Source organism: Vibrio sp. CB1-5, assembly GCF_059412285.1.
On sequence record NZ_JBJHPB010000003.1, the window covers coordinates 40,463 to 64,703 of the forward strand.

16 protein-coding genes are annotated in these 24,241 nt (G+C 40.7%); all 16 read right to left on the reverse strand.

What is annotated here, in order from left to right:
- Positions 1 to 103: 103 nt before the first annotated feature.
- The 16 genes from ssb to ACJB0T_RS02985 all read right to left on the reverse strand — a co-directional run bounded on the left by ssb (position 104) and on the right by ACJB0T_RS02985 (position 24,204).
- Positions 104 to 631: a single-stranded DNA-binding protein gene (gene ssb, locus ACJB0T_RS02910; protein WP_479293028.1), complete on the reverse strand. Its 528-nt coding sequence runs from the start codon at positions 629 to 631 to the stop codon at positions 104 to 106.
- 44 nt (positions 632 to 675) lie between these two features.
- On the reverse strand, positions 676 to 1,803 hold the full coding sequence (gene csm6 / locus ACJB0T_RS02915) for a CRISPR-associated ring nuclease Csm6 (protein WP_479293026.1): 1,128 nt from the start codon (positions 1,801 to 1,803) through the stop codon (positions 676 to 678).
- Between the two features lie 177 nt (positions 1,804 to 1,980).
- The gene (locus tag ACJB0T_RS02920; RefSeq protein WP_479293025.1) at positions 1,981 to 3,246 is read right to left on the reverse strand and encodes a hypothetical protein; all 1,266 of its coding nucleotides are present in this window, start codon (positions 3,244 to 3,246) and stop codon (positions 1,981 to 1,983) included.
- Between the two features lie 127 nt (positions 3,247 to 3,373).
- Positions 3,374 to 3,994 carry a DUF4326 domain-containing protein gene (locus tag ACJB0T_RS02925; protein WP_479293023.1) on the reverse strand — a complete coding sequence of 207 codons (621 nt, stop codon included), beginning with the start codon at positions 3,992 to 3,994 and terminating at the stop codon, positions 3,374 to 3,376.
- The gene (locus ACJB0T_RS02930) at positions 3,994 to 4,434 is read right to left on the reverse strand and encodes a DUF488 domain-containing protein (RefSeq protein ID WP_479293021.1); all 441 of its coding nucleotides are present in this window, start codon (positions 4,432 to 4,434) and stop codon (positions 3,994 to 3,996) included. The genes ACJB0T_RS02925 and ACJB0T_RS02930 overlap by 1 nt, the downstream gene beginning before the upstream one ends.
- Positions 4,435 to 4,448: 14 nt before the next feature.
- Positions 4,449 to 5,078, reverse strand: a complete 630-nt coding sequence (locus ACJB0T_RS02935; RefSeq protein WP_495292910.1) for a dual OB domain-containing protein — start codon at positions 5,076 to 5,078, stop codon at positions 4,449 to 4,451.
- A gap of 120 nt (positions 5,079 to 5,198) precedes the next feature.
- Complete coding sequence (locus ACJB0T_RS02940; RefSeq protein ID WP_479293019.1) at positions 5,199 to 6,944, reverse strand: AAA domain-containing protein; 1,746 nt, start codon at positions 6,942 to 6,944, stop codon at positions 5,199 to 5,201.
- Entirely contained in the window at positions 6,931 to 11,034 is a 4,104-nt protein-coding gene (locus ACJB0T_RS02945) for a sacsin N-terminal ATP-binding-like domain-containing protein (protein ID WP_479293017.1), read from the reverse strand. Before ACJB0T_RS02945 ends, ACJB0T_RS02940 begins: the two co-directional genes overlap by 14 nt.
- 5 nt (positions 11,035 to 11,039) lie before the next feature.
- Positions 11,040 to 11,840 carry a hypothetical protein gene (locus ACJB0T_RS02950; RefSeq protein WP_479293015.1) on the reverse strand — a complete coding sequence of 267 codons (801 nt, stop codon included), beginning with the start codon at positions 11,838 to 11,840 and terminating at the stop codon, positions 11,040 to 11,042.
- Positions 11,841 to 11,962: 122 nt separating this feature from the next.
- Entirely contained in the window at positions 11,963 to 13,663 is a 1,701-nt protein-coding gene (locus ACJB0T_RS02955) for a DUF3696 domain-containing protein (RefSeq protein ID WP_479293013.1), read from the reverse strand.
- A 207-nt stretch (positions 13,664 to 13,870) separates the two neighbouring features.
- The gene (locus ACJB0T_RS02960) at positions 13,871 to 16,012 is read right to left on the reverse strand and encodes a hypothetical protein (protein ID WP_479293011.1); all 2,142 of its coding nucleotides are present in this window, start codon (positions 16,010 to 16,012) and stop codon (positions 13,871 to 13,873) included.
- Positions 16,013 to 16,036: 24 nt separating this feature from the next.
- Entirely contained in the window at positions 16,037 to 16,396 is a 360-nt protein-coding gene (locus tag ACJB0T_RS02965; protein ID WP_479293009.1) for a hypothetical protein, read from the reverse strand.
- Between the two features lie 404 nt (positions 16,397 to 16,800).
- A complete protein-coding gene (locus ACJB0T_RS02970; protein WP_479293008.1) occupies positions 16,801 to 17,997 on the reverse strand; it encodes a restriction endonuclease subunit S in 1,197 nt (398 codons plus the stop codon).
- On the reverse strand, positions 17,994 to 19,532 hold the full coding sequence (locus ACJB0T_RS02975; RefSeq protein WP_479293006.1) for a type I restriction-modification system subunit M: 1,539 nt from the start codon (positions 19,530 to 19,532) through the stop codon (positions 17,994 to 17,996). The genes ACJB0T_RS02970 and ACJB0T_RS02975 overlap by 4 nt, the downstream gene beginning before the upstream one ends.
- A gap of 192 nt (positions 19,533 to 19,724) precedes the next feature.
- Complete coding sequence (locus tag ACJB0T_RS02980; RefSeq protein WP_479293004.1) at positions 19,725 to 23,102, reverse strand: DEAD/DEAH box helicase family protein; 3,378 nt, start codon at positions 23,100 to 23,102, stop codon at positions 19,725 to 19,727.
- Between the two features lie 136 nt (positions 23,103 to 23,238).
- Complete coding sequence (locus ACJB0T_RS02985) at positions 23,239 to 24,204, reverse strand: hypothetical protein (RefSeq protein WP_479293003.1); 966 nt, start codon at positions 24,202 to 24,204, stop codon at positions 23,239 to 23,241.
- Between the last annotated feature and the right edge of the window lie 37 nt (positions 24,205 to 24,241).

The window sequence follows — 24,241 nt, forward strand, 5'->3', positions numbered from 1 at the left end:
TTTCACGCGTCTGGCATGTCTTCGTTTAAACGATAGACAATTGAGGTAGTGTAATTGATAGAAATGTGCTTGAGCGCAAACTCTGCTTTGTGCTGAGTAACCGTCAGAACGGGATATCATCATCGTAATCAGTCAAATTGCTCGCCGGCGAACTAGGGGTAAGACGATTCCCCGACATACCTTGGCTCTCTCTATTATCAGGCAGAACCGTTGGACTTACTTGCGGTTTATGAGATGACATCGACAATGTATTATCTGTTAAATCGCTTCCCGAACTCGGGCGATTCCCCACTAGCTGCACATTACCACTAGGCCACCTAACAACAACCTCTGTGGTATACCGGTCTTGTCCATTTTGATCCTGCCATTTTCTGGTTTGAAGCTGTCCTTCTATATATAGCTGAGCGCCCTTCTTAACATAATTTGCTAAGAAGTTAACGGATTGCCCAAAAACAGAAATACGATGCCACTCGCTTTTTTCTTTAACTTCACCTGTCGCTTTATCACGCCAACTTTCTGATGTCGCGACTGAAAGTGATGCTACTTGCTCGCCGTTTTGAAATGTCCGCACTTCGGGGTCTTGACCAACGTTACCCACCAAAATCACTTTGTTAACCCCTCGACTCGCCATTTTTGCTCCTTCTCTCTGCTATGAATAATTCTTAAGACGTTACATTAACTACAGATCGTAATTTGAATATTAGGATTGATGTGATAGGTGGCTCCGCCTTTGACACCGTCTGAGTGCACCCGAATCTTCTCCACGACTTCTTTTGGCAGGCCTTGAGTTAACTTTCCGTGTAAGTCAGTCAATACCCTTTGAATAAAAGCGGCTGTCATAGGCTTAGGTTCTACTAATCCCCTTTCAACCAACTTTAATGCGCTTTCATCAACTAGGCCGAATGTCTGTTGAAGAACTCTGACATCACCTTTCATTGGACCAAAGATCTGCAAATATTGCTTTGAATAATCAATACTGTTTCTAAATGCAGACCCTGTTTTCAACTGACGGTGCGGCTGTTGAACGAAGAAGATATAAAGCGCTAGCAGCTTTGGTGACATCTTAACGTCGACACCCAAAACACTTAACGTCTTTGACTTGGTATTAACGCTCACTTCAATTTCATTTTTCGTAGCGTTCATCATAGCTACCGTTTTAGAAAATGATGCAGATTCAAGCTGCGACGTCAAATCAGATTCAAAGTGATTTTTCATTCGTACAAATGGGATTTCCGCAAGTGTCACTTCCGCGTCTTTGGTGTTAATTAGCTTTCCGCTCTCTCGACCCTCAATCCAATTATCATGTAGCGTTGGATAATAAAAATCTTTTACAAACTCAAACTTCTCATCCACAAAAACATGGCTAAGCGAATCTTGCTCTCTTCCAAACAATGACATTGCGTAACCCATATAGAAGGCCATTGTTTTTCGCCCGCCAGCAATAGAAGCATGTAATAGGACATCCTCCATTGAAGTAAGCCAAGCCATTTTTCTACATATAAAGTCCGCCATCACAGACTGATCGCCTTCACCTTTTGCATCATCGAGTTCTTGACCGTGCTCATCGGCAATAACCCAAATATTTTCTTCACTAAATTGGATAAGAGGCATCTGGTACTCATCCAGCATAGCTTCCCAGTGTCCTTCATCAAACAACCCTTTAGTTAACATATCTTTAGAGCTAGACGTTGTAATGACATAAACTTCTTCGGGGAATGCCTTACCTTGTGTATGCAAGGCGTAAATGGTTTCCGTTAACACCTGCGGGCTCGCGCCGGTTACCGCGACTAAAATGTTTTTCAAAATGGCCTCATTTCTTATTGAACCTGCTACGCGTTAACTCTAACAAGTAAATTGTCGGCTTTGTTATCGTAAGCTTACAAACAAGCACTACTCGTATCCGCTAATAACGTGCAGAAAAAATAATCTTTGTTAGTACCTCATTAGTTTAGAACTGTATGATGCTGACAAAACTCGGCCTTAACACTGCTCCAGACGCCTTATATACGCCTCATTGCTCATAAAACTGCTATGTATTTTGCTCAAATCCCTGTACTTTTCACGGTAGCGCTCAAGCAGCCCCATCACGCCTATCGATGTTAGTGGTCCCATAAACCAAACACCTGATGCAGACATCACGCCTAGGCTTATTAGGTATGTAATGTAAGCCTGGCAGCCGCGGTGAGTAAAATCTATCACGTCAAAGTTGCCCATTTCATCGTACGATGTAAACGCAACGATTGCTAGCGAGAGCACCGGAACATGATCAAAGAGTATACCGTCGCTACCTTGCATCGAACCATCAACATAACTTTGCAGTTCTGAATTAGAAATCCCTGAATCGATAAGACCTTCAGCGACGCCCATCTCGGCAAGTTTCAAAAAGGTTTCTTCCGTTGTAACCACGTCTATGTTTGGATATTTTTCAATAGCTTGCTGGACATAATAGACAGACGCAGTTGCTTTTGCCTGCAACACTTCAATCTCTGCACCATGCGTATCCACAATTTGAATGTCCCAACCAGGTTCAGTGGCACTTTCAGACAACCTCGCGAAAGCCCCGTTAGGCAGTAGCTCACTGTTTAACAAGTCAACATACTGCAATTCAAAAAGCTTTCCCTTGATTCCATTAACCAAACCCACGACTTGCTCATCTGACAAGCTAGCAACCCTTTCGGCTAAACTAACCTCCGCTGCAAGGTTGGGATAAGCCATTTCATAGGCCTGGATAATGTCGGAATTGTATATTCCAGTGGACAAAAACTGAGTGAGTGACTCCCCCATCACAACCGTTGTATCAAATGCAGGTTTAGTCCGAAGCAATTTTTCTATATAGGTACCTTGGTAAACCCTTGCTCGTTCATAAAATACATACTGTTCGTTGGGAATAAATACACCTTTAATACCATCAGAGATATCAGAAGCCGTCTTACTCAAGCCTTCAGACATATCCTCCGCAACTTGCTCAGTTGATTCAACAAACTTACCCCAAGACTCTCTTGGCTCTCGAATTGAACTCTCTACTTTTTCTGTAAGAGATTGTGCAGCTTGCTTACCTTTATCTGCATAACGTTTTGCAGCGGTTGTTGTGCGATCTAGCACTTCGTCAGGGTTATCACATAATTCTCGAACTTCATCGGTCAATTTTCGGCCTAGTGACTCTGCTTCTTCTGTCACTGGCCGTATATACTCTTTTGCCAATTTCTGTACATTACCGAATTTGGTAGACCATTTATCAAATTTCATGACGCTCCATCGGTTACTTGGTTTGAGTTGAAAATGAGATTTTAGCTACTAAAGCAATAAAGTTCGGAATATCGGCTATTACACGTTCGCCCGATCCGGCTCCGTTATCTGATAGGGATTGATACGGTTATTTACCGTCATCCCATTGATTAAGATAATCTGCCAATACATCACCATGGCAGGGTTGTGGCTTACAAAAACAACCTAATCGCTTGCCTGCAAGCTCGTAGACCTTGCTCTTATCGATATTCAAAAACTTATCGTAATCAAAGTCATACTTGAACATACGAATCACCGCATCACGAGGGTCTTCATCATTATCTTCAAAGGATTCATACATTGAATGCGGATTACCCCAATATGAGCCCCTACCAATATATTCGTAGCTCTCTGTCGACTTTGCGTCATTAAATTCAGGGTTGTTCTTGAGGTTGATAACCCGCGTAATTGGGGTGTTGATGATTCTCAGAGGCAAGTTACGCGCTTGAATCACTTCAATTTCTGACTCGAACTCTTCGCCGTCATCGAATACAACGGCATGAGTGAATGCCAAGCTCTCTATACTTTCGCCTTCAACCAATGACTGACTCACGTTCAACTCCTCCGCAAATGTTTTAATCAGTTGCCGATCGTCATGGAAAGAAACCAATTTAAATTCAAGCATATTGCGCGTAATGTTAGAAAGCTTTCGGGTAAGCTTCGATTGGCAGCTAAACGCTTCAGGGTACAGAACTAGTACGGTATTCATTATTGCAAATGCTCTACTTCAAATTCTAAGTCAAGGTTGTCAGCAAGATACTCAGCGACGAGTCGTCGATGACATTGATCAGGCTCGTGTTCACTGCAAAGGAAACAAGCACCGTCCAACAGACTGGTGTCCAGAATCTTGTTAGCTTCCCGTTCCTCTAATAAATGACCAAAGCGAACTGTGTATTCGTTCCAATCGATCTGCTTGTGCTTATATGCGTCAAGAATATCTTTTGAAGGAGCCAACCCTGGGACATGGATATAATCAATATCACACAGCTCATTCAAGAAATACTTTAAATCATCTCGTTTAGCAAAACCAGCTAGTTGCGAAACATTGTTAAGTCGAACATCGACCAGAGTCTTGACGCCATTAAGCTTCAATAAAGAAAAAAAACGTTCCGCATTTTTTTTAGTAAAACCAATTGTATACATTTTCATTCTGGTTCCCCTGCTCAGTAAATCGCCGCGACTATTTTATAGCAATTATCATAGAAACATTCGCCTAAGCTGATACACAAAATCCCCATCAAATCATCTTGCTCATGCACTACATCATCAAAATTTGGAGACGTAACAGCAAGATCATAGTCGACGCCATTATACGTGAACGTCGCCCTACGCTTAGTTCCAGAATCAGCGTAGTAAAGCATCAAGTTTTCAACTTGTACCAAGTACAACGATTGATCTACGCTTTTAGCTCTGTTTTGTATCTCTCGATAACCAACTCGGTCCCCAAGACCCCACAAATCGTTCGGGTAATCCAAAAACTGGCTCAGTTGATTCTCTGAAATGGTGTAGCACTGTTGCCATTCGGTGCCATCAATTAGTCGATTTTCTGGTTGATTAACCAGTGGCGACTTTCCTGCAAATGACATGTTTACTTTTTGAAGAGTTTTAACGGGGTAAACACCGTATGGGTTGCGAGCACTAGCTTGAAGCCGAGTTAACTCTCCGCCTTGTGGAGTAGCAACAGGGCGGATCCATTCATTGGTTTCCATGCACTTCCCAGCCACGCAGCGATGGCCTTTTTTGATTGAGTTTGCCAAAACGACCATTGTACAAGTAGATTGATTTAGACACATAAAGCTTACCTCTCAGACGTTTCCTTGTTCTGGAGGTATATTAAGCTGGTTCGTTTAGAGTTAGATTTTCAAAAGCTTACGAAACTGAAATTTCTTCAAGTCCAATTGGCAAAATGTTTTTTAGTTCTTCATCATACTACTATCTAAAAAATGCTTTACTGAATCATTAATGGACAGCCATTGGTACTGTGGAGAGATAAAGATTAAATTTCCCAATCTCGCTCTACTCGTTGCAACGTTAAAACGTTCTAGTTCTGTCGCAAACAATGGGTTAGTGAGTGGCACCAATATAATAGCAAAATCAACTGTGACCCCTTGTATACGGTCTATCGTCTCAACTAACAACTGCTCTGACCCGACAATCTTGCTTAACTTAGACTGTGCATGATTGACAACGCGGATATATGGTGACAATAGCGCTATCTTTATACCTGAATTGTGACTAGTGATATCTTCAATGATTCGAGAAATAACATCCAGGGAAGCTTCAACTCCAGTTTCATCTTCGAGGACAAATTCAGTAGAAACAACAGCCCCTCCTTCTGGATCAAAATATCTTCGGTATCTATCAGAGAATTTCAAACATTCAAAGCCACTGACTCTGCTAACGAGCTTACTGTCATAGAAAATCCCCGTCTGAGACGCTCCTTTGGGATTTAGCCGATAGCTCTCCGTTAACATGTAAGGTTCGGCCTTTGTGTTTGATGCGACTGCAGTCAGCCCTGATGAGAAAGCCCTAAATTTAGGTTCCTTTTCATATAACGCCCTAGATTCGAGAACTATCGGTGCCATTTGTATAGGATCACCCACCAATAATGTTCGCGGAGCTAGACGATAGAGTGCAGAAATTAAAGCTAAGTTTGCTTGAGAAGCCTCTTCAATAATAACAATATCAAATTCTGGTGTATCGTTCTGCCTCAAAGCACTGACTCTTTCCTTCAATGAGAAGAATGTCGAAAGTAGCACATCTCCCGGAGCGACGAAGTGATCCTTGCCAGACTTCAAGTTTGGATACTCTACGGATTCATTACTCTTTATACTATTTTTGTAGATTTTGCCAGACTCCAACAAGCGGCTCATTTTCGCCGTTCTACAAAGCTCAGACACCGTTTTGTTACTCTGCGCAGCGACACATATTCTACTACCTTGTGCTTGCAAACTGTATATGACTTCTGAGATGAGGAATGACTTGCCGGTACCTGGTGGTCCCTGCACAATCACTCTCGAATTGTTTCTTATCGAATTTAAGACATGAATTGCCGATTCATCTGAAGATAGTTTTCTTGGAACCCAACTTTCCAACCCGTTAACCAAAGGCATCGTGAGTAAGTTATCTTTTGAAAAATCATTAACATAATTTCTTAATGTTAATACCAGCTCAAACGGTGGTGGTTGTTTTGCCAACATAAAGCTAATTTTTTGCCCTGATTTAATACGAGGCAAGATTTTATTTATTAACTCCGATTCAACGCCTTTAATACCAACTACAGTTCCTTGTGAACCTTTTCCAGCCAAGAAGAAAATTGGGATCGCTTCAGTTGTAACAACTTTGTGTTCTTTAAGGTAGTGAGCATAACTAATTTGCCACTTATTAAGATCAATATCTTTGGGAGCGCCTTTGAATAGACTTCCAGAGTAAGGCGTATCAAGTCTTGGTAGACTACGCCCTAAAATACGAACCAAAAGATTTCCACGTTTTTCATCAAAGCCAACAATTTCACCTATAAAAATGTTTCGCTTACTATGATTGGATGCAATTGTTCCAGCGAGGACATCCTTATACTCACGCTCCATCGCAGCGAGCTGATGAGAAAAATAATAATCAAGTTGTTCTCGAGTTAGCGAATTTGAACTACGATAACTCATCTAAAACACCACCGTTCAAGTCTTCGTCTAAATACTCCTGAAATGCCCCAATTTCGGAAGTAGAATTTTGAATATTACTAGATAACTCGAATACCAAATGGGTACTGGGTATTTCGGAATAAGGCCTGCTTACAAACTCACCAGCAAACATGTCATCTAAACGATTAACATCGCCATCATGTTCAATTTCAATGGAAACTCTTTTTGTAATACATGCATCAATTAGCGCTTGTTGTGTTGAAAAGAAACGTGGTTCGGTAGAGCCTGATACGAACACCATCAACTCTGATTCCTCTCTAGATAAGTCTTTCCAGACGGTATAGCTTAAATAAACAGTTCCTCTTTTCGCCGATCTAACATGAAATATCACACCATTACCTACTTCTATCTTTCGCTCAGCGACAAACCTTTCAATGGCTTTCTTGGACTCGTCTATACCTACACGAAGCTCACTATTTAAGTAGTTAACTGCCGCTAAAACACTCTGTTGTGAGGATAAAATTTGAGTTTCTTTATCCAATGACTTTGGGGGATAATGATTATGGAATTCTAATTTTTCAAGAGTCCCGCTATCGACAAATGATACTTTTTGAGTATATGAGCCAAGTAAGCTTTGATATTTAGGGTTCGCTAAGAAGTCATCCAACCAACATTCAGCTACCCCTGTCAAATTCATCGATTCTCGTTCTTGTTCTAGGGTAACCAAAATAGATTGTACTATTGTTACGTGTTCTTCAAGCCCTAAACAGTTAGCTATTGGATAACTCAACTGCGGCGCTGTAAGGTTACTAACAGGTAACGACATGTACACTTCGCCGTTGTGTTCAACTACCTTGTGCTCTATTGAGTGAACTACTTGTTCACCTAACCAGTAATCGCGATGGATAGATGCACACTCAAAAACATCCATAGCTTCAAATTTCTCTAATACATCAGTAATCTCAGAAGATTTGAGGAGACATTCGTTGTATGCTAGCAAGTATGGTAAATTTTTAATAATACGTGCTTTTAGTTCAATATCTTGCGCTTTGCCTTTGGTCGAAACTGTAACGTCGTCAGCAAATGTTACCTGAAACACTCCTTCGAACAAGTATCTAAATCTCTCGTTCAAAACGCATTCCAATGGAGCAAATAGCAGGTCACCCATTGATTCTGAACGTGTCTCTGCTTGCTCAATAATACAAGTTGGTGTCTCAGAAAACTTACCGTCTAAACAAAGGAGGTTTACTTTGTGATGTATTGTAACAGCTAAGTTATCTAGACGTTCTTCCCAATCATCTACATCCGTCAAGCAAGAACATAACGCTCTATAAACCGTAGCTACATAGTCATATAAAGAATCACCTTCTAGCTCAATGTTAGGGAGTGCATTCAGGATTTCTACAAAATCATTAATATCAATATTGCTTTTTAGCTGTAAGTACTCAACCCAACCATCAGAAAGCGGCACTGGCGCATCAATAATGGGTAAAATATCTCTTGCCAACTCTATATTTTCAGGCGTATTAACTAATAGTTGACCTGCGGTTTCTATTCCATGATTAATTGATGGTAATATTTTTCGGTCTTGAACCAAGTATCTTAAGTAAGGGTATACTCCTGTCCAGTTACTATCATAGTTGCCCCATCGCATTCTATCTGCTGCTAAGTAGGAGCAACCGTTTATACTAAACCTATCCCAAGTTTGCATAGCTGAGCATTTATCACCTACTACACATTCTTCAGTTTTTACAAAATCAATATTAACTAAGGAAAATACTTGCGACCAATACTCAGAAAGATTTTCTTTGGAGCTTGGAGGAAGGAATCCAAAGCTATTAATATGCAAACTCTTTCTTCCGTCTTTTGCTTTTTGAACAGTCACATGATTTGGCCATTCATGACCATCTCTAGCTAAATCAGCGGCGAACTCCAAGTATTCATCATCAAAATAATCTGCATACAATTCGAGCGTAACAATATTAAGGTCATCCACTACACCCAAGCGTAAAAGAAAATCCTTAACATCATCTATTTTTTTGTCACCAATATAATCCGCGCATATAAGAGGTATATCAACACCAAATTTGCGAGGTCTGACTCTGGGGTTGTAATCGTCGCATAGTGCATATTCATGTACGGCATTGAATTCGCCATCAATGCTACATAATGGGACCTGACTGAGGTCATCATAATGTGACTCAGTTAAAATACCGTCGGCGTGTAAACTAAACAAATAATCAAAAATGCGCGTATGGTTTTCAATTGTTATAATATTTGTCGAGTTTTGTAGAAGCTGTGTTTCTAGAAATGCAATCCGTGATGGCTTTTTAAAGCCGTGCTTTTGAAGCCAAACATACACCTCTTCATTGTTTTTTATCAGCGTAAATAACTCATCATGCACAGTATCTATACTTTCAGCCCATGTTTCATCTTCTCCGTCTACAGGTTCGCAGATCTGACTAATAGGGAGATAATCGCCGTTTGAAGTTAACAATAGCGGCGTTAAAGGAAGCAATTTTCTCCATGATATTAAAGCAAGTCTCGAAGCTTTATCTGTATGACTCTTAACTAAAAGCAAGAGATCATAAGCACTTGTGACATTCACATCTTTAGAAAAATCAGCACTCGATATGAACTCCAGTAAATTCTCTTTAGTAAAGTCCGCTGCACCTAATTTATTTAGTATTGTTTCGGTTGCCTTATCACAGCTCAAAACGTTACTTAAAGAAAAGTCTCCTATATTTTTAGAGATGTGCGACTTTAATACTGAGCTATCAACCGAATGTACTTGGCTCAATCCACTTTGGTCTATGAGTATACTTGATATTTTTACTAACGCTCCATCATTATTCTTAACAAAAGGAATTAATGTTTTTGCTTCATTCATGCCTTGAGAAAAATGAAAATCTAAACCTTTACTACGTAATTTAGGTGTTTTTATACATAATCCTGTTAGATTTGAAGATACCGTAAATTCTTGATGACAAATTTCACGTGCAGATTCAATCATTTGGAATCCAATACATTCGAAAAGCCAATGATTCCAGATATGATCATTCATAATCTTTTCACGACTAGCATCCACCAAAAAATTAGAGTTTACTAAAAATGGGAAGTTAAACTCTGTAACTTCCGTCGGCAAATATGAATAAAGTCGACTGTCGCTATCTTCGATTGGCTTAATAGCATAGTTTTCATCTATTTTATTAAGCTCATAAGCGAGCGTTATACAAATATTATCAGCTTCTTTTAGTTTGACTGGTGCGTTTGAATCATTAGACAGCTCATTTTTAATAGAGGCACCAATTTGATGATTCCTATTATGCAACCACCAATACGATAATACATCCCCATCTTCTACAAGTGAGACTATGCAATTTTTGTCAATATTTTTTGTATATACTTTATTTGTATCATCTAGCTTTAACGTGATTGAACGCGTGTTTGAAAGAAACAGAATAAACTGAATGTGATTAAATAGCTCTGAGATATCAGCCTTTGTTTTCTCAATATCATCTAGTTCTATAATTGTTGCAACATTCGCATCTGAAACGAAGCTCTTTATATTTATTGGTAAGTCATTACATTTTAGTGGTAGTATTTGCCAAGGTGCCTTAAAGCTTCTATCGTTAGACTTTTCCCAATTAGAAACATCACCCCAGCGTGCCTTCCAAGAAAGTTTTTTTGCTAAATTTTTGTTAAATTTAAAAACCTCACCACCAGTATAAACATAAACATTTGCTGCCTTTTGTGTGAACACAGATTTGAAACCAATTCCCTTATATCCAATTGCCTTACTGTTAGACTTCTTGGTACCGTGATTAACACCACACAAGCCTTCGATGTCGCGTGTAGTAAAGGGACACCCTGTATGGGACACTACCAAGTAATCATCAATTATTTTAATTCCAATGTCTACACCATTTTTTTCTGCAGAGTCATCAGCATTTTGGATTAATTCATAAATAAACCTAGTCTGTTTGCTGTATATGTCGGACGATATTGTATCTAATGCGTTCGCGAGATCTACAATACTAGCAGGATCTGATACATTTAGTTTTCGATCGACGATTTCTGTAATTGATTCAGCGATTGATCTCTCAGACATCAGTTTCAAACTCTCTTTTTATTAATTGCTGTTTCAACAATATTAAACGCTTTTTGTTTTACATATTGCTCATAACGGATTTCATACTGTTGTTCTTGCATAAGTGAAATATCATCCGTTTGCCCTCCTTCACGAATATCAAATCCGAATCCTAAGTTAATACCAGCGAGATCTGTAATGAGATAACGATTATGCAAAGCCTCTCCTGAGTGTTTCGACTCCAGGCTAATAAATTCGATATTATCGAACTGGACATATAAGTCTGGGTGTGATTTTTCAAACTTATCTAGTAGGTATGTTGGTGTGGGTAGGTTTAGCTTTTCGGCACTATAAACTACCTTGATCGACTTAGTAGGATTTGGAGAGTTAGTTAGAGAGGCTTCCACGAAAGCGATAAATAAAGACCATACTTTAGGGTTATCATTGAAATATGGGTCGACGAATGTAATTTCGCTGGAAAGTCGAAGTAAATTTCCAAAAGCTTGAAGCATATGATTGATATCTTTCTCGACGACACCTTGCCAATCAATATCTTCAATACCTTCTTCAAAATCTTTCAAATTGATAAGCTTGCCGGTGAAATCTTTAGGCTCATTGTTGTTAACAACCGCATAGTCGGCAAAACAGGTTTGTGAAGCAAGAGAAGCGTTTTCACACCATGGCAGCTCGCCATAAAAGTCGCTCTTTCGGGCGACACGGCGTGTTTCCTGTATAAAACGTACTAACTCATCCAACCTCATTTTTGTACCTTCCGACATATCTTCTGACATGGTTTTATAGACTTGGCTACGAAAGGCTTTAAACATAGGGTAGTTACTAATCACTCGGGGTGATGAAGTAGAAAACTGCCGCTTGAAGTCTCGACAGTTTCGCTTATTGGTTGCCAATTGAACAAGAAAGCTTGGTTCTATGAGGTGCTCGTATATCATTAGAAAAGTTCCTCTCTTCTCTCACTAAAGAACCCTTTTGGCCATCGAGTTACAAATTCTCCATCGTCATCTATCTCAATGCGTTTTGCGACGACGCCGTCCTCGCCGGATTCAATGTACATGATAGAAACATCTTTGGTGTATACTGGCTTTATATCATCAGGTAGTTCATTGTCCGTCGTTTCACGTATGCGGCGAAGAATTCGCAAGATAATATGCTCGCTATGCGTCTCAATTAAATAATTCACTTTGTCGTTAGATTGAGTCAAAAAATCCCCCAATTCAACTTGTATCCTGGGGTGGACGTGCAACTCAGGCTGCTCACAAGACACAACTCCCCTTTCTTGAGTTAAGCCTGCGACAATTAATGGAAATACTTGGGAGATGCCAACTCCTATATCAGATGCTGAAACCGGGATATTATTGCTTAAATCCCACAGCACAACTTCGCGCTGTTTATATAATTCCCCTGCACGATAGACTTCATCTGTATGGATTTTAATCTCTGTTTTAGTGCTTTCCCCTTCCAAGCTAATGTTAAAATTCAGCTCAGTACCTGATTTAGCTGTAAAAGTAAATGGGAGCTTAGATACAAGATTAAGATCAATTGGTATACCACCATTCACTTCCAATTGTTCGCTTTCCAGTGTAAGTTGGACCTGATTAACACCAATAGCATCTTGAACTGCAAGCAATGAACTCATGGCATCACTGGAATGAGGAATCACATATCGATTTGCCCCTTGCTCAACCTTAACAACTAACTGGTAGCCTAATTTTAGCCTTTTATCAATCCAAGTGTTGTAGTCATGAGTAAATGCATATTCGGGTCTATAAAAACGATCCCAAGCGGCCAAGCCACTGTACCAATCTCCTTGGCTAGGTGAAGCATTTGGATGGAACTGTTGATCCGGAATGGTACGAATAGGTCCGATACATGCGCTAGCCTTAAGAAGTGCGAGCAAGTTATCCAATGGGGACACAACAATTTCACTGTAAATAGCGTTTGCGTATATATTGTCAAAAATACTATCTGCAGAAAAATCAACTTCTAGCGGTCTTCCTAACTGAGGCAATGCACCGCACACCCCATCAACGGCGATAGGAAGTCGAGACAACTCTTCCGAAAAACGGCTATCATCATTTTGATTCGTCAGTAACGGATGTTCAAAGTTCACCGATGTAATTTGACGAATTTTCATACCACTGTCTGATTGAACCTGTGCGACAAATTCATCATTTAGCCAAACACAATATTGCTCTACGTAGGCAGATTTATTTAGCTGAGAGTACCGTATTACAAACTCAACGGCTATAAGCTCACTCTCTAACATAACTTCTGGCATACCAGCACAAATAAGCTCCAACCCATCAGCAACTTCATCAAACAGAGAGGGATCATAGTAAGTAGAGCCGATACCACTCTTAGAAAACTCAACTTTGATTTTAATCTCTTTGGTTAGATCGCGCCCATTAACTAAGTTCTCAAATCCACCTATAAATTTATGACCAAGAGCGCTGATGTAATGCGGGTCACAATCTCCATGCTCCAAAATGTGTTGAACATAGAACAATGCCATCAACACAGTACTTTTACCCGCACTATTCGGTCCAAAAAGCAACGTCGTTGGCGCAAAATCTATAGTTTGCGTCTGTTTGAAAGAACGAAAATTAGTCAGAGATAGTTTGGTTAGTTTCATTAGTGATCCTTGGCTAAGTGCTTTAGGTGCTTGGCGCTTGATTTCATAAACAGTGATGAAGTTAGGTTACCTCATTAATCAACCCCAAAGAGTGATCTTAAGCTTACAAAAAGTATTCAAACACCGACTACCTTATTGATGAAAAGTCAATAATGACCACTCTCTTCATATCCGGTTACGCATCACTTCTGATCGTAACTATGCGGATTATCTATAATCAACGGGCAGCATAGCGCCATGATCTGATAGCCTGTCAATTAGCCCTTTTATATTAGAGAATTGATTAATGCACTTGAAATTAACAACTAGCCTAGAAGTCGGCCTACTAAATAATACATAGAGGTGATTATTAAACCATTGTCTATCTTCGCCCATTAACTTGTTAAAGCTTGGGATATTGACATATAAGCTTTCAACTTCACGTGAGATGAGTTCATATGCAGATAATATATAGTTTGGCATTATTTCTTCATTACAAAAATAGGGGAACTTATAGGCAAAGTGTTCCTTTTCATGATTATTTAGTTCAATGATGTCATTTTCCCGATGCTTGGTTTTTATTGCGTAGTCATCGTTGAAGTTTGTCCACGCACTATCTAAAGGAGATGCTATATGTTTTTTATGCGAATTATCACTATCAAATAAGCTGATCAAAGTGTCAGTGTTATCATTTATTAGAACCAACTCAAACTGTCTTGGTTCCAACCAAACTTCAAGAACATCATCAAAAACTACTAATTCAGGGTTTGTTAAATATTTCATCAGTATCCCAATTTCCGGTGGTACACCGACTGAATCAGGCAACCTATGCTTTTTTAACCTTTCACCTTTACCATGTAAACACTCTTCAATTTTTTCTATTCCTTTGTCATACTTTTTGTTTAGCATTTGAAAGTTATCGCCAGTAAAGAAAGTATGTTTAGAATTATCAATTATTGCTGCTGTTTCATCAAATTCATCATAATTTCCGTACTTACCAATCACACCAAGTCTCTGAACTTCATCACAAATGATAAGCTCTGGTTTATGCTCATCGGTCCATAGCTTAGCCTTGGTTGGATTTCCTCTTACAATCCAGCAACCTTCAATTACTTTAGAAGATATTTTGCTATTGATATTATGATGAAAAAACTTTTGCTCCGAGCTTTCAATCAAATTTTTGATCACTTTTGAAATGTTTTCGGTTATCGTTACGAGAGTACTAGAGTTATTAGAAGTGATTCCACAGATAAATCCATGTAATTTTCTTAAAGCATCGAAGCTTACATTAGAAAAGGAGCTATTATTACCTTGTTCTTTTAGCTTCTTATTAAGATTTTTTAGTGAATTAAACACCTTTAAGTCTCTAGTATCAAAGTCAACAGACTCACATGCTTCAGCTAATTCATCTATATTTTCAATTAACCACTTCTTAGTGTTACTATCGCTTTTCTCCTTACCATAATCTTTAATAGCGTATCTCAAATTTTCCCTAATAGCATTTAATTTATGAGGAATGGTCTTTTCAAGATACAGCCAAAGATCCAGTTCATCATTTTTGACTAGTTTATTTATCTCTTCTTCATCCCAGCCAGAAAGTGCATGAAAACCATCTACAATCGCCTGATAGAAAAAATAGTTCATTAACAAAAATTTTGCGTCTTTAAACTCTCCTAGTAGAGAAGCCGCAATGATTGTTTTACCACTCCTTGCCGGACCTTCAACGATTACTCTAGATTGTTCTTCACGGTAATCCTCTCTTACTTTCTCCAGCATATCACTCGTTTGTTGCAAGAGTGCAAGATCCCCTGTGAATGCTTTCACGCAGTCGACCGCGTCTGAGTTAGACGACTCCATTCTATTTAATTCAAGCTCAGGGTTAGCTAGGTATATATAGTCATCTACAATTTCATCCTTAGATAATGTTATACCTAACAAGTTACTCCTTCGAGTTTCTTCCTTAACTTCATACTTTGAATTAAACGCCCAAATCTTGAAGTGCTTTGTTTTTGGTGTTACTTGCGACTGGTTAAATATGTCCCTTTGGGTGACGGATGATAAATCGATGAACACAAAGTAAACATACGACCTTATAAACAAAAAAGGATATTGATTTTTAACTTGATTTACTTTTTGTTTGTATTCGGATTTAGGGTCTAAATCACCATCATGAAAAATGAAATAGAAATTGCTCCAAACTCTTGTTCTGAGTCGGCCATTTTTTCTAGTAAGCCTATCAATCTTATCCATAGCAATTGAAAGATACTCATTATTTTTCAATTGCATATACTTATTATCAGTTTTTTCAAAACCAATAATTTCTTTGAAGAAGTACTCAAGATAGGCTTCTATATAGTCAACATCAAACATCCATACTCCTTAGAGCCTCACTCGCTACTTCACCATCAACGAGTAAGCATTATACAAACTCATTTGACTACGGCCTTTGTACTCTGTGATTGTTCCCTTACCACATAACGTTTTACCAACTAGTTTGTCTAAATCACCATGTTGCTGGTTGAACTGAGTTAGATCATCTTCCCAGACCACCAAGGTTAATGGTTGCTTTGGGTATCGAGCTTCAAGATTGAGATAGACACCGCGTTTAAATCGGGAAGTTTGCGCGAGCTCTCCACATGCAATGACAGTTTCACCGGTATGAAAAGGCGCATCTTGGGCTTCTATTTGAGTGGCACTTTGAGCGAGAGGGCTGAATAGGATTAAAGCGGTAGCAAAGATACTACTTGTGTTCATACTTACTTCAATAATTACAAAAATATCATTACAGCATAGTATCCAATAACTCGATTCAATGTACAATCGACATGGGAGATGCATGACCTCCAAAGTATTTATTTTACAAATTGGTAGACAATAAATATCTGATAATTATTGCTTTAATTTTTTCCGTATAACGTTACTAAGTCAGCTCAATGTCAGAAAATGTGAACTCCATCCTCTCAATCAACATCTCTTCTATATGATGCTAGTTTTAGCTGCGGAAATTCGAGATTTTATGACCATTGTTCGTAACTTAGCCTTTGAGTAATTTAAGGCCTTAATCGAACAGGATAGTTAATAAGTGACGGTCTTTGTTCTTGATAGCAATGCTGAAGAGTCTCAGCATTGCTTTTTTGAGGGTTTATTTTGGGCTTAGTTTACAGTTTGCCAGAGAAGGCTTTTTGGGAAAGAGAATCAAAAATATGATTTGATTCAAGCCATGCTGCTTCCATTGCTGATTTAGACTTCCTTACTGTAGTGACAGCGTCGTTATATTTCTTTAAGAGATCTTCGTCAGGCATTAGCAAACTAAAATTTTTCAGCTCGACAGGAGATATATGTGGCACTGTTGTCTCTGTCGGGCAACAATGTCTCTCGAAAGCCTTTGACAATATACTCGAGTACAAGTAATCAGTATAAAGACTATTTTTTGGTCTCATTCTTGCCACTCGTTGTACTAAGTATGTATCTCTTTCATTGTCTGGAAACACACACACTTTCAAACCACTAGATATCCACGGACGATCCATAGCAAGAATGACATCACCAGCATTTATTTTGTAATTTTCGATACCACTGAGTTTCCTACTATCCCAGTACGCGGTATCTTTCCAATCAAAATATCCTGGTAAGGTATTTGCTCCACGACAAAGCCTCACGTTGGCTTTATCATCTTCAACATACTCTGCACTCTTAAAAGCAAATCCGGTAATTACATCAGAAAATTCCGTTAACTTAGCTTGTGATAACCCTTTCGGATTAGTCACCGGGTCACCAAACATATCCAAAAAGACACTGCGTAGGAACTCATCGGCTAGGTCGATGGCTTGCTTGCGCTTTTGGCGGATGACATCCGCTTTGTCCAAGATGGCGGCAATGCGCTTTTGTTCGGCTAGTGGTGGGAGTGGGATTTCAATTTCACCCATGACTTTTTTGTTAACAAACTTTACAGTTCCACCTGTTAATTTCCGTTCATAAAAGCCAATTTGCAGTAAATAATCAAAGTAGCGTTTCAGATAATTAACGTCTAATTCTTCTTTCTTTACTCGAATAATAAAGACGTTCCATGCAAATAAGTAATTATTCTCTTCTGTAACGATTGCAGATTTACCTATACTGCCTATATTGGAGAAAAGTAGATCTCCCGATTGAGGTTTGTATTTACCCTCGTATTTTGTGCAGTCTTCATATGATAAATGTCTAGTATCATTTAATACTACTGAACCATTGCTAATATGTTTAGCCTGAATAATCGGAGTACCATCAGAAACATATTCAACTTTATCTGCGGCGGTATTAATCCCCTGATGCATAACTTCAACTAAGGATGCTAGTTCTACCAAAGGCCAACTCATAGCATCCCCTCCAACTCATCCAAGTCAGCCAGAATCTCATTCTCAAGCGCTTTCAACTTGCCAAGAATCACTTTAGGGTCTTGGTGCACTTCTTCCTCGTACACCACTTCTTTGTAGCGGTTGATCGAAAGGTCGTACTTTTGCGCTTTAATGTCTTCCGCCGACACCATAAAGGCTTTCTGTGTCTTATCACCAAACTCAGCGGTGAGTGCATCAATATCATTGGCTTGGTATAGCTCACTGTAACGCTTCCATTTGGCCAGTGCGTCTGGAATGTCGTTGTCTTTAATTGGGTTACGCTTATCATCGAGCGAATAACCATCTGCCTGCATGTCATAGAACATCACATTGTCAGTGCTACCGCCTTTAGTGAAGATAAGTATACCGGTTGATACACCCGCGTATGGCTTAAACACCCCACTTGGCAGTGAAATCATTGCTTCAAGTTGGTTTTCTTCAATCAGCTTTTGACGCAAATCTTTGTGTGCTTTCGAGCTGCCGAAAAGCACGCCATCAGGCACGATGGTCGCGCTGCGGCCACCCAATTTGAGCATTCGTAGAATGAGTGCCACGAACAGAAGCTCGGTTTTCTTGGTTTTCACCATAGAAAGCACTTTCGGGTTCACCGATTGTTCGTCCAAGCTGCCTTTAAACGGCGGGTTGGCTAGGATTTTGTCGAAGAAGTTCTCTTCTTGCGGCGCATCCGCAAAGTTCTTGTTCAAACTGTCTTGGTAGGTGATATTGGCTGAGCTCACGCCATGCAGCAGCATGTTCATCGCCGATACGCGAAGCATGGTGCTATCAAAATCAAAGCCCCAGAACATCTTGTTGTTGATGTGGTCTTGATAATCGTGCAGCAAGTCACCGGTGTAAACTGGGTTACCGTCTTCATCATGGTAAATGCTTTCTGGTGAGCTATGCACGCGAGTCAGATATTCCATCGAGCGCGACAGAAAGCCCGCGGTACCACACGCTGGGTCACAAATGACGTCGGTTGGCTGCACATCAATCATTTCAACCATCATGTCAATGATGTGGCGCGGCGTACGGAACTGGCCGTTTATGCCTGCAGAAGAGAGTTTACTTAACAGGTATTCGTAGATGTCACCTTTTACATCACTTTGCTCAAGTGGCAGCTTGTCGACCATCTCTACCGCCGATAGCAGTACGGATTCACTGCGAATTTCAACATCGGCATCGGCCATAAACTGGGCGATGTCAGAGCCGTTTAGTTCAATCTGTGAAAAATGAGCAAACACGTTATTACGTAGATGCGGTAATAACTCGGCACCCGACATGTTTTTAAAGTTCTGCCAACGCAATAACTGGCCTTCTGTTGTTTCCGGGAACTGACGATTAAACGGTTTTCCGGTACGACCTGCCTTTTTCTCTGCCGTGGTTTCTTGCATGTCGAGCATACGCGAAAACATCAAATAGCTGATTTGCTCAATCACCACTAATGGGTTAGTGACCCCGCCTGTCCAAAATTTTTCCCAAAGCGCATCGATGTCGTTACGTAGTTGACCAGTTAGCATAATGTTCTCTTACTTTAAGTTGGCGGTTATCGCCATTCTGCTGTTGTTCGCTCTAAACTTGAGAGCAAAACGAATGATAAGATTTTACCGATAAATTAGGAGTTCGTAACCTTACGAACTCCTTTTTTGAGGTGAATACGGCGAGCTTTTGTGCAAACAACACTGTTATCGGCTTGACCAAGTTACTTGGGACTAGTGTGGAATTGTGAAAGGCTCAATTAACGCTTCTAGTTCATTGGCAGCATTATCGTTAAATATCTCTAGCCCATCGCCGTTGGTTAAGCGCTCAAACTGCCCTTCATACAGGTTCGCTATTTCTATTTTTCCGTTTTGGCAAATGAATCGTTTGAGCTGGTTTAAAAACTGAGTTTGCTGATAGGTTAACTGATGGTTTTGCATAAACGTCGTAAATCGCTCATTCACAAGCTCTGCATCTAACCCCACCAGCTGCACCAATGTTTGGCTTAGCTGCTCTGGCGTTCGACCATAAAAGGCGTTGAGTGCATTAGCATCAACCCCTGGGTGTTGAGTCAAAATGGTTGAGGTCAGTGATTTAAGCTCCTCTTCCGTCACGGGCTGGTTTTGGTGAATTTTTTGCAGTACAGGGTTACTTGCCAGCATGGTTTCTAAAATGTCTTTAAGACGTTTTCTGTACACCATCGCTTCGCTGTCATCGCCTATCATCACGACACGATCTTTTTCACGTATCTCACCATCTTCCGTGGTTGTGGTTTGAATCGTATCGTACGGCGTCATCTCTTTCTTTTTAAACTTCATGATGCCACGCAGTTTGTTACGGGTAGCCTCAAGTTGCTCTAACGACAGTGAGTCCCAATATTCTTGAGTTTGCACTTTCGCAATTTCATCACCTTGCTTGCGTACATCGGTAATGGTGACGGCTAGGTTTTGGATACGTGAAATCAGATCGGCTTTAAGGTTTTCAATCTCGCTGCTGCCGGTTAGTTGCGCGGTTTCAACTTGAGATATTAGACGATCTAACATTGATGCATCTTTATCTTTTAGGGTTCTTGAGCCCATGAGAGGCGCTATGGTGGTTTCTAGCAAATGCCTCGTGGCACCGTTCATTTCCAGTAGCTGATCCGTTTCTTGTAGCTGCTTAACATTACGAAGTTCACGGCGAACGGCAATCGCCCCCTCAGGTAAATCACAAATATCGGCTTTCATCTGTGCACACGCCAGCTCAAAAGCGGCAACATCGGCTTTTTTACGCGCTTCGTCCGCTAGAGCCAAACGTGCCTCAAATACGGTTTGTAATAGTGAACGACTTACGCCCGTATCAGCCTCAACGTATTCTTCTTCAAAGTATTCGAAGTTGCCGTAATGGTCGAAGATCAGGAATTCTTCTTTATCTTTCCCTGGTCCAAATAGATCCTCACACAAGCGTGTACCACGGCCAATCATCTGCCAAAACTTTACCCACGATTTAACCGGGCGAGCAAACACAAGGTTGACCACTTCAGGTACATCAATCCCCGTATCCATCATGTCTACTGAGATCGCAATACGAAAATCGTTGTCGGGGTTTTTAAACTCATCAATACGAGCCTCAGGGCGATCCACTTTATTGTGAATGACCTTGCAGACCTTGCTGCCGTATTGTGGATACAGGTTTTCACAAAATAGCTTTTCAAGCTGTTCGGCGTGCGCTTGGTTCTGGGCAAAGATAATGGACTTACCCACGAGTGAATTAGTCGCATCTTTGATTCCATTCTCAACGAGGTTTTCTAGAATGGCGCTATCCGTATCGACACTAAATATCTTCTTGCCGATATCTTTGCCTTTGATTGTCGTGTTTTGCGCTTCTTCTTCGCCCAAATCTTCTTCAAGCTGTGCCTGTTGGTCTGGGGTTAGTTGATTGTAGTGGATCCCTTCACGTAAGAACTCGGTCGTGAATTCTTTTACACGAAATGGATTAAGGAAACGCGGCTCGTGGGAAATCGCTTCAGCGAGATCAAAATTAAAGGTTGGATCACCGTTTTCGCAACCAAAGAGGTCATAGGTATTACGCGCGATGAACTTTACCGGCGTAGCCGTTAAGCCTACTTGCATAGCGTCAAAGTAATCAAAAATATCATGATAGCGATTATAGATACTGCGGTGCGATTCATCCGCGATGATCAAATCGAAAAAGCCCACATCCAGTTGTGAGAAGCGGTTCATCATCCCAGGATAAGTGGAAACGAAAACACGAGCCGATTGATCAATCTTGTTCTTCTCACCAATCACACAGCGCGGTTCACTCGATAAGAAATCTTTAAACGCACCATCGGCTTGTCGACGCAGTTCTTTACGGTCACATAAAAACAGAACGCGTTTTACCCAGCGTGAACGAAGAAGCAGTTCTACCAAGGCTATCGAAACGCGGGTTTTGCCCGTTCCAGTTGCCTGCACAATTAATGCTTTTCTTCGCTGATTTTGTAACTGGCTGGTGACCGATTTGATGGCTTCTATTTGATATGGTCGTCCTGCGATATCGACATTTGGATTAAGAAGCTCAAGGTTTGGCTCTTTATGTTGGTACTGGTATTGGAGAAATTTCAGGCTTTCTTTAGAGTAAACGCCAAACACCTGGCGATACGTATTGTATTGCTTGGTGTCCCAAATACAGATCTCGTAGCCGTTGGTGTAAAACACAATGGGTGTCAGGCAATTGAATTGCTTGGCTAGACCTTCAGCATAATAGCGAGCTTGCTCACGACCTAGCTGCATGTGTTCGCGTGCACGCTTTGCCTCTACCACTGCAAGTGGCGTACCGTCATCATCCCATAGAACATAGTCTATATAACCAATGCCAGACTCCGTTGGTTGATGTTCAACCTCGATTTCCGTACCCACTTTTTCTGGGTCATTGATGTCCCAGCCTGCTTGGGCGAGTTGTGTATCGATGAGCAGTTGACGAGTGGTATCTTCATCCCACTGTAGACTATTGGCGGTTTGCTGGCTTCGAGACTTGGCTTGTTTAAGCTGTTCTTTGGTACGCTCTGCTTTGGTTTCGGCAGCTTCTCGCTTTTGACGTTCGCGTTCAAGTTCTTGAAGTAAGGCTTCTTGTTGCTTTTGGTTTTCTTCAATAACTTTGTCTAACTGTTTCTGGGTTAAATCAGAAGAAGCTGGTTTGTCTGGATATTGAAGCTCTTTCAGATCTGCTAACTGAAAGCCGTAGTAGTTGATCGCAAGATATTGAGACAGAGAGTGCGCAGTACCGAGCGCAGCATGGGCTTTGCGACTTGAGCCGTCACCGCCGTGAGCTGTTTCATTCCCCTCGATTCTTAAAAAATGAAGTTGGTCACGTAGCCGTGACTCTGTAACATCAATAAAAGCATCGTTTTTAAGCAAGTCCATAAAGTTAGCTTGCGGAGGACGTTGCAAGCCATCAATAGCGTAGATCTCTTTTGTCACTTCTTCAGCAAAGCCGCGCAGACGCGTAATGGCGCTACCTGGATCAAGATGCAGTATTTGCTCTGCAAGCCCCCCAAGGTTGGCCAGTTTTTCATTGTGCTCGCGTATTAGTTCGAAGTTTAAAGATGTCGTCATAAGCCATTGATACTCCATGTATGAATCCTTAGTCTTATATCAGAAATTCGTGACCAATTCGATGATCTACCCCACTTGTTGCACATTGAAATTTCAATAATACCGTTTATTACCGAATTCATGCGTAAACCTAGACGAAAAAACGCTGATGCCGCTAGGCAGCATCAATACGTGAAATTATGGCTTCTATAGGTAGGTCTTTCTCTTGGATAAGAGCAACCACTTTGGCGATATCCTCCTCTCGGTTTTGTGCAATCGCAGTGTTCAAGTCATCAATTAACATCAACGCTTGTGCTTTAGTAAGCTGTCGTAGCAAGCTTACTCGATTGCTTGTCGACATGCCCATGAGTTCGGTGGCGGAGTTGGCATGTTGCTTACTCTCACTATTATTTTTTGTTTCCAACGAAAAACATGGGCCATTTGCCGTTTTCACTGTGGTGCTTTCCACTGTGTCGGCTTTTTCATCCAACTTAATGACGTTGCTAGTTTGGATTGGTTGCTGAGCTGCCTTTTGTTCATCTTCAATCTCGCCTTTCTTGTACTTCTGTTTCGCATCAAGCAGCTCTGCGTAAAACGCTATGGACGGCAGCATGAAGTTCAGATGATTGCCAATTTTATCCTCGAGCACTCTCATCTCTTTCGATTTAACGTAACTGCCTTGCTTACGAGCTTGAAGAGACAATGACAGCGCCTGACTAACTGTCTCGGTGCGGTGAGTGGAGATCACATCTACGTTTTTATGTTCAAGCACTAACGCCTCTTCTTTCGATTTAAGTGCATCGAGACGCGTTCTAAGCGATTTCACCGTGTTTTGAATCAAGCGGTCACGAGACACTTGCATTGGGTTAGGAAGCGCAGGCTTACTCACTATCACCTCATCAGTTTCCTCTTGTTGGCTCGCTTTCACTTCACGCTTCACTTCAGCCATGAAGTTGTTCAGAGATTTACTGTCTGATGGCGTCGAACCCGTGTACATGGGTTTTGGCACCCCTTCGATTAACACCTTTAAGTGGTTGTTTTGCGCCTTCTCATAGGTGAAAGGTATTTCGCTTCCTAGGTAGTCGGTAAGAAACTTAATGACGCGTCGTTGATACTTGCTGTAGCTTGCTTGTGTACACATATAATCACCTCTGGAATGTTGCTTAACTGCTGTTGAT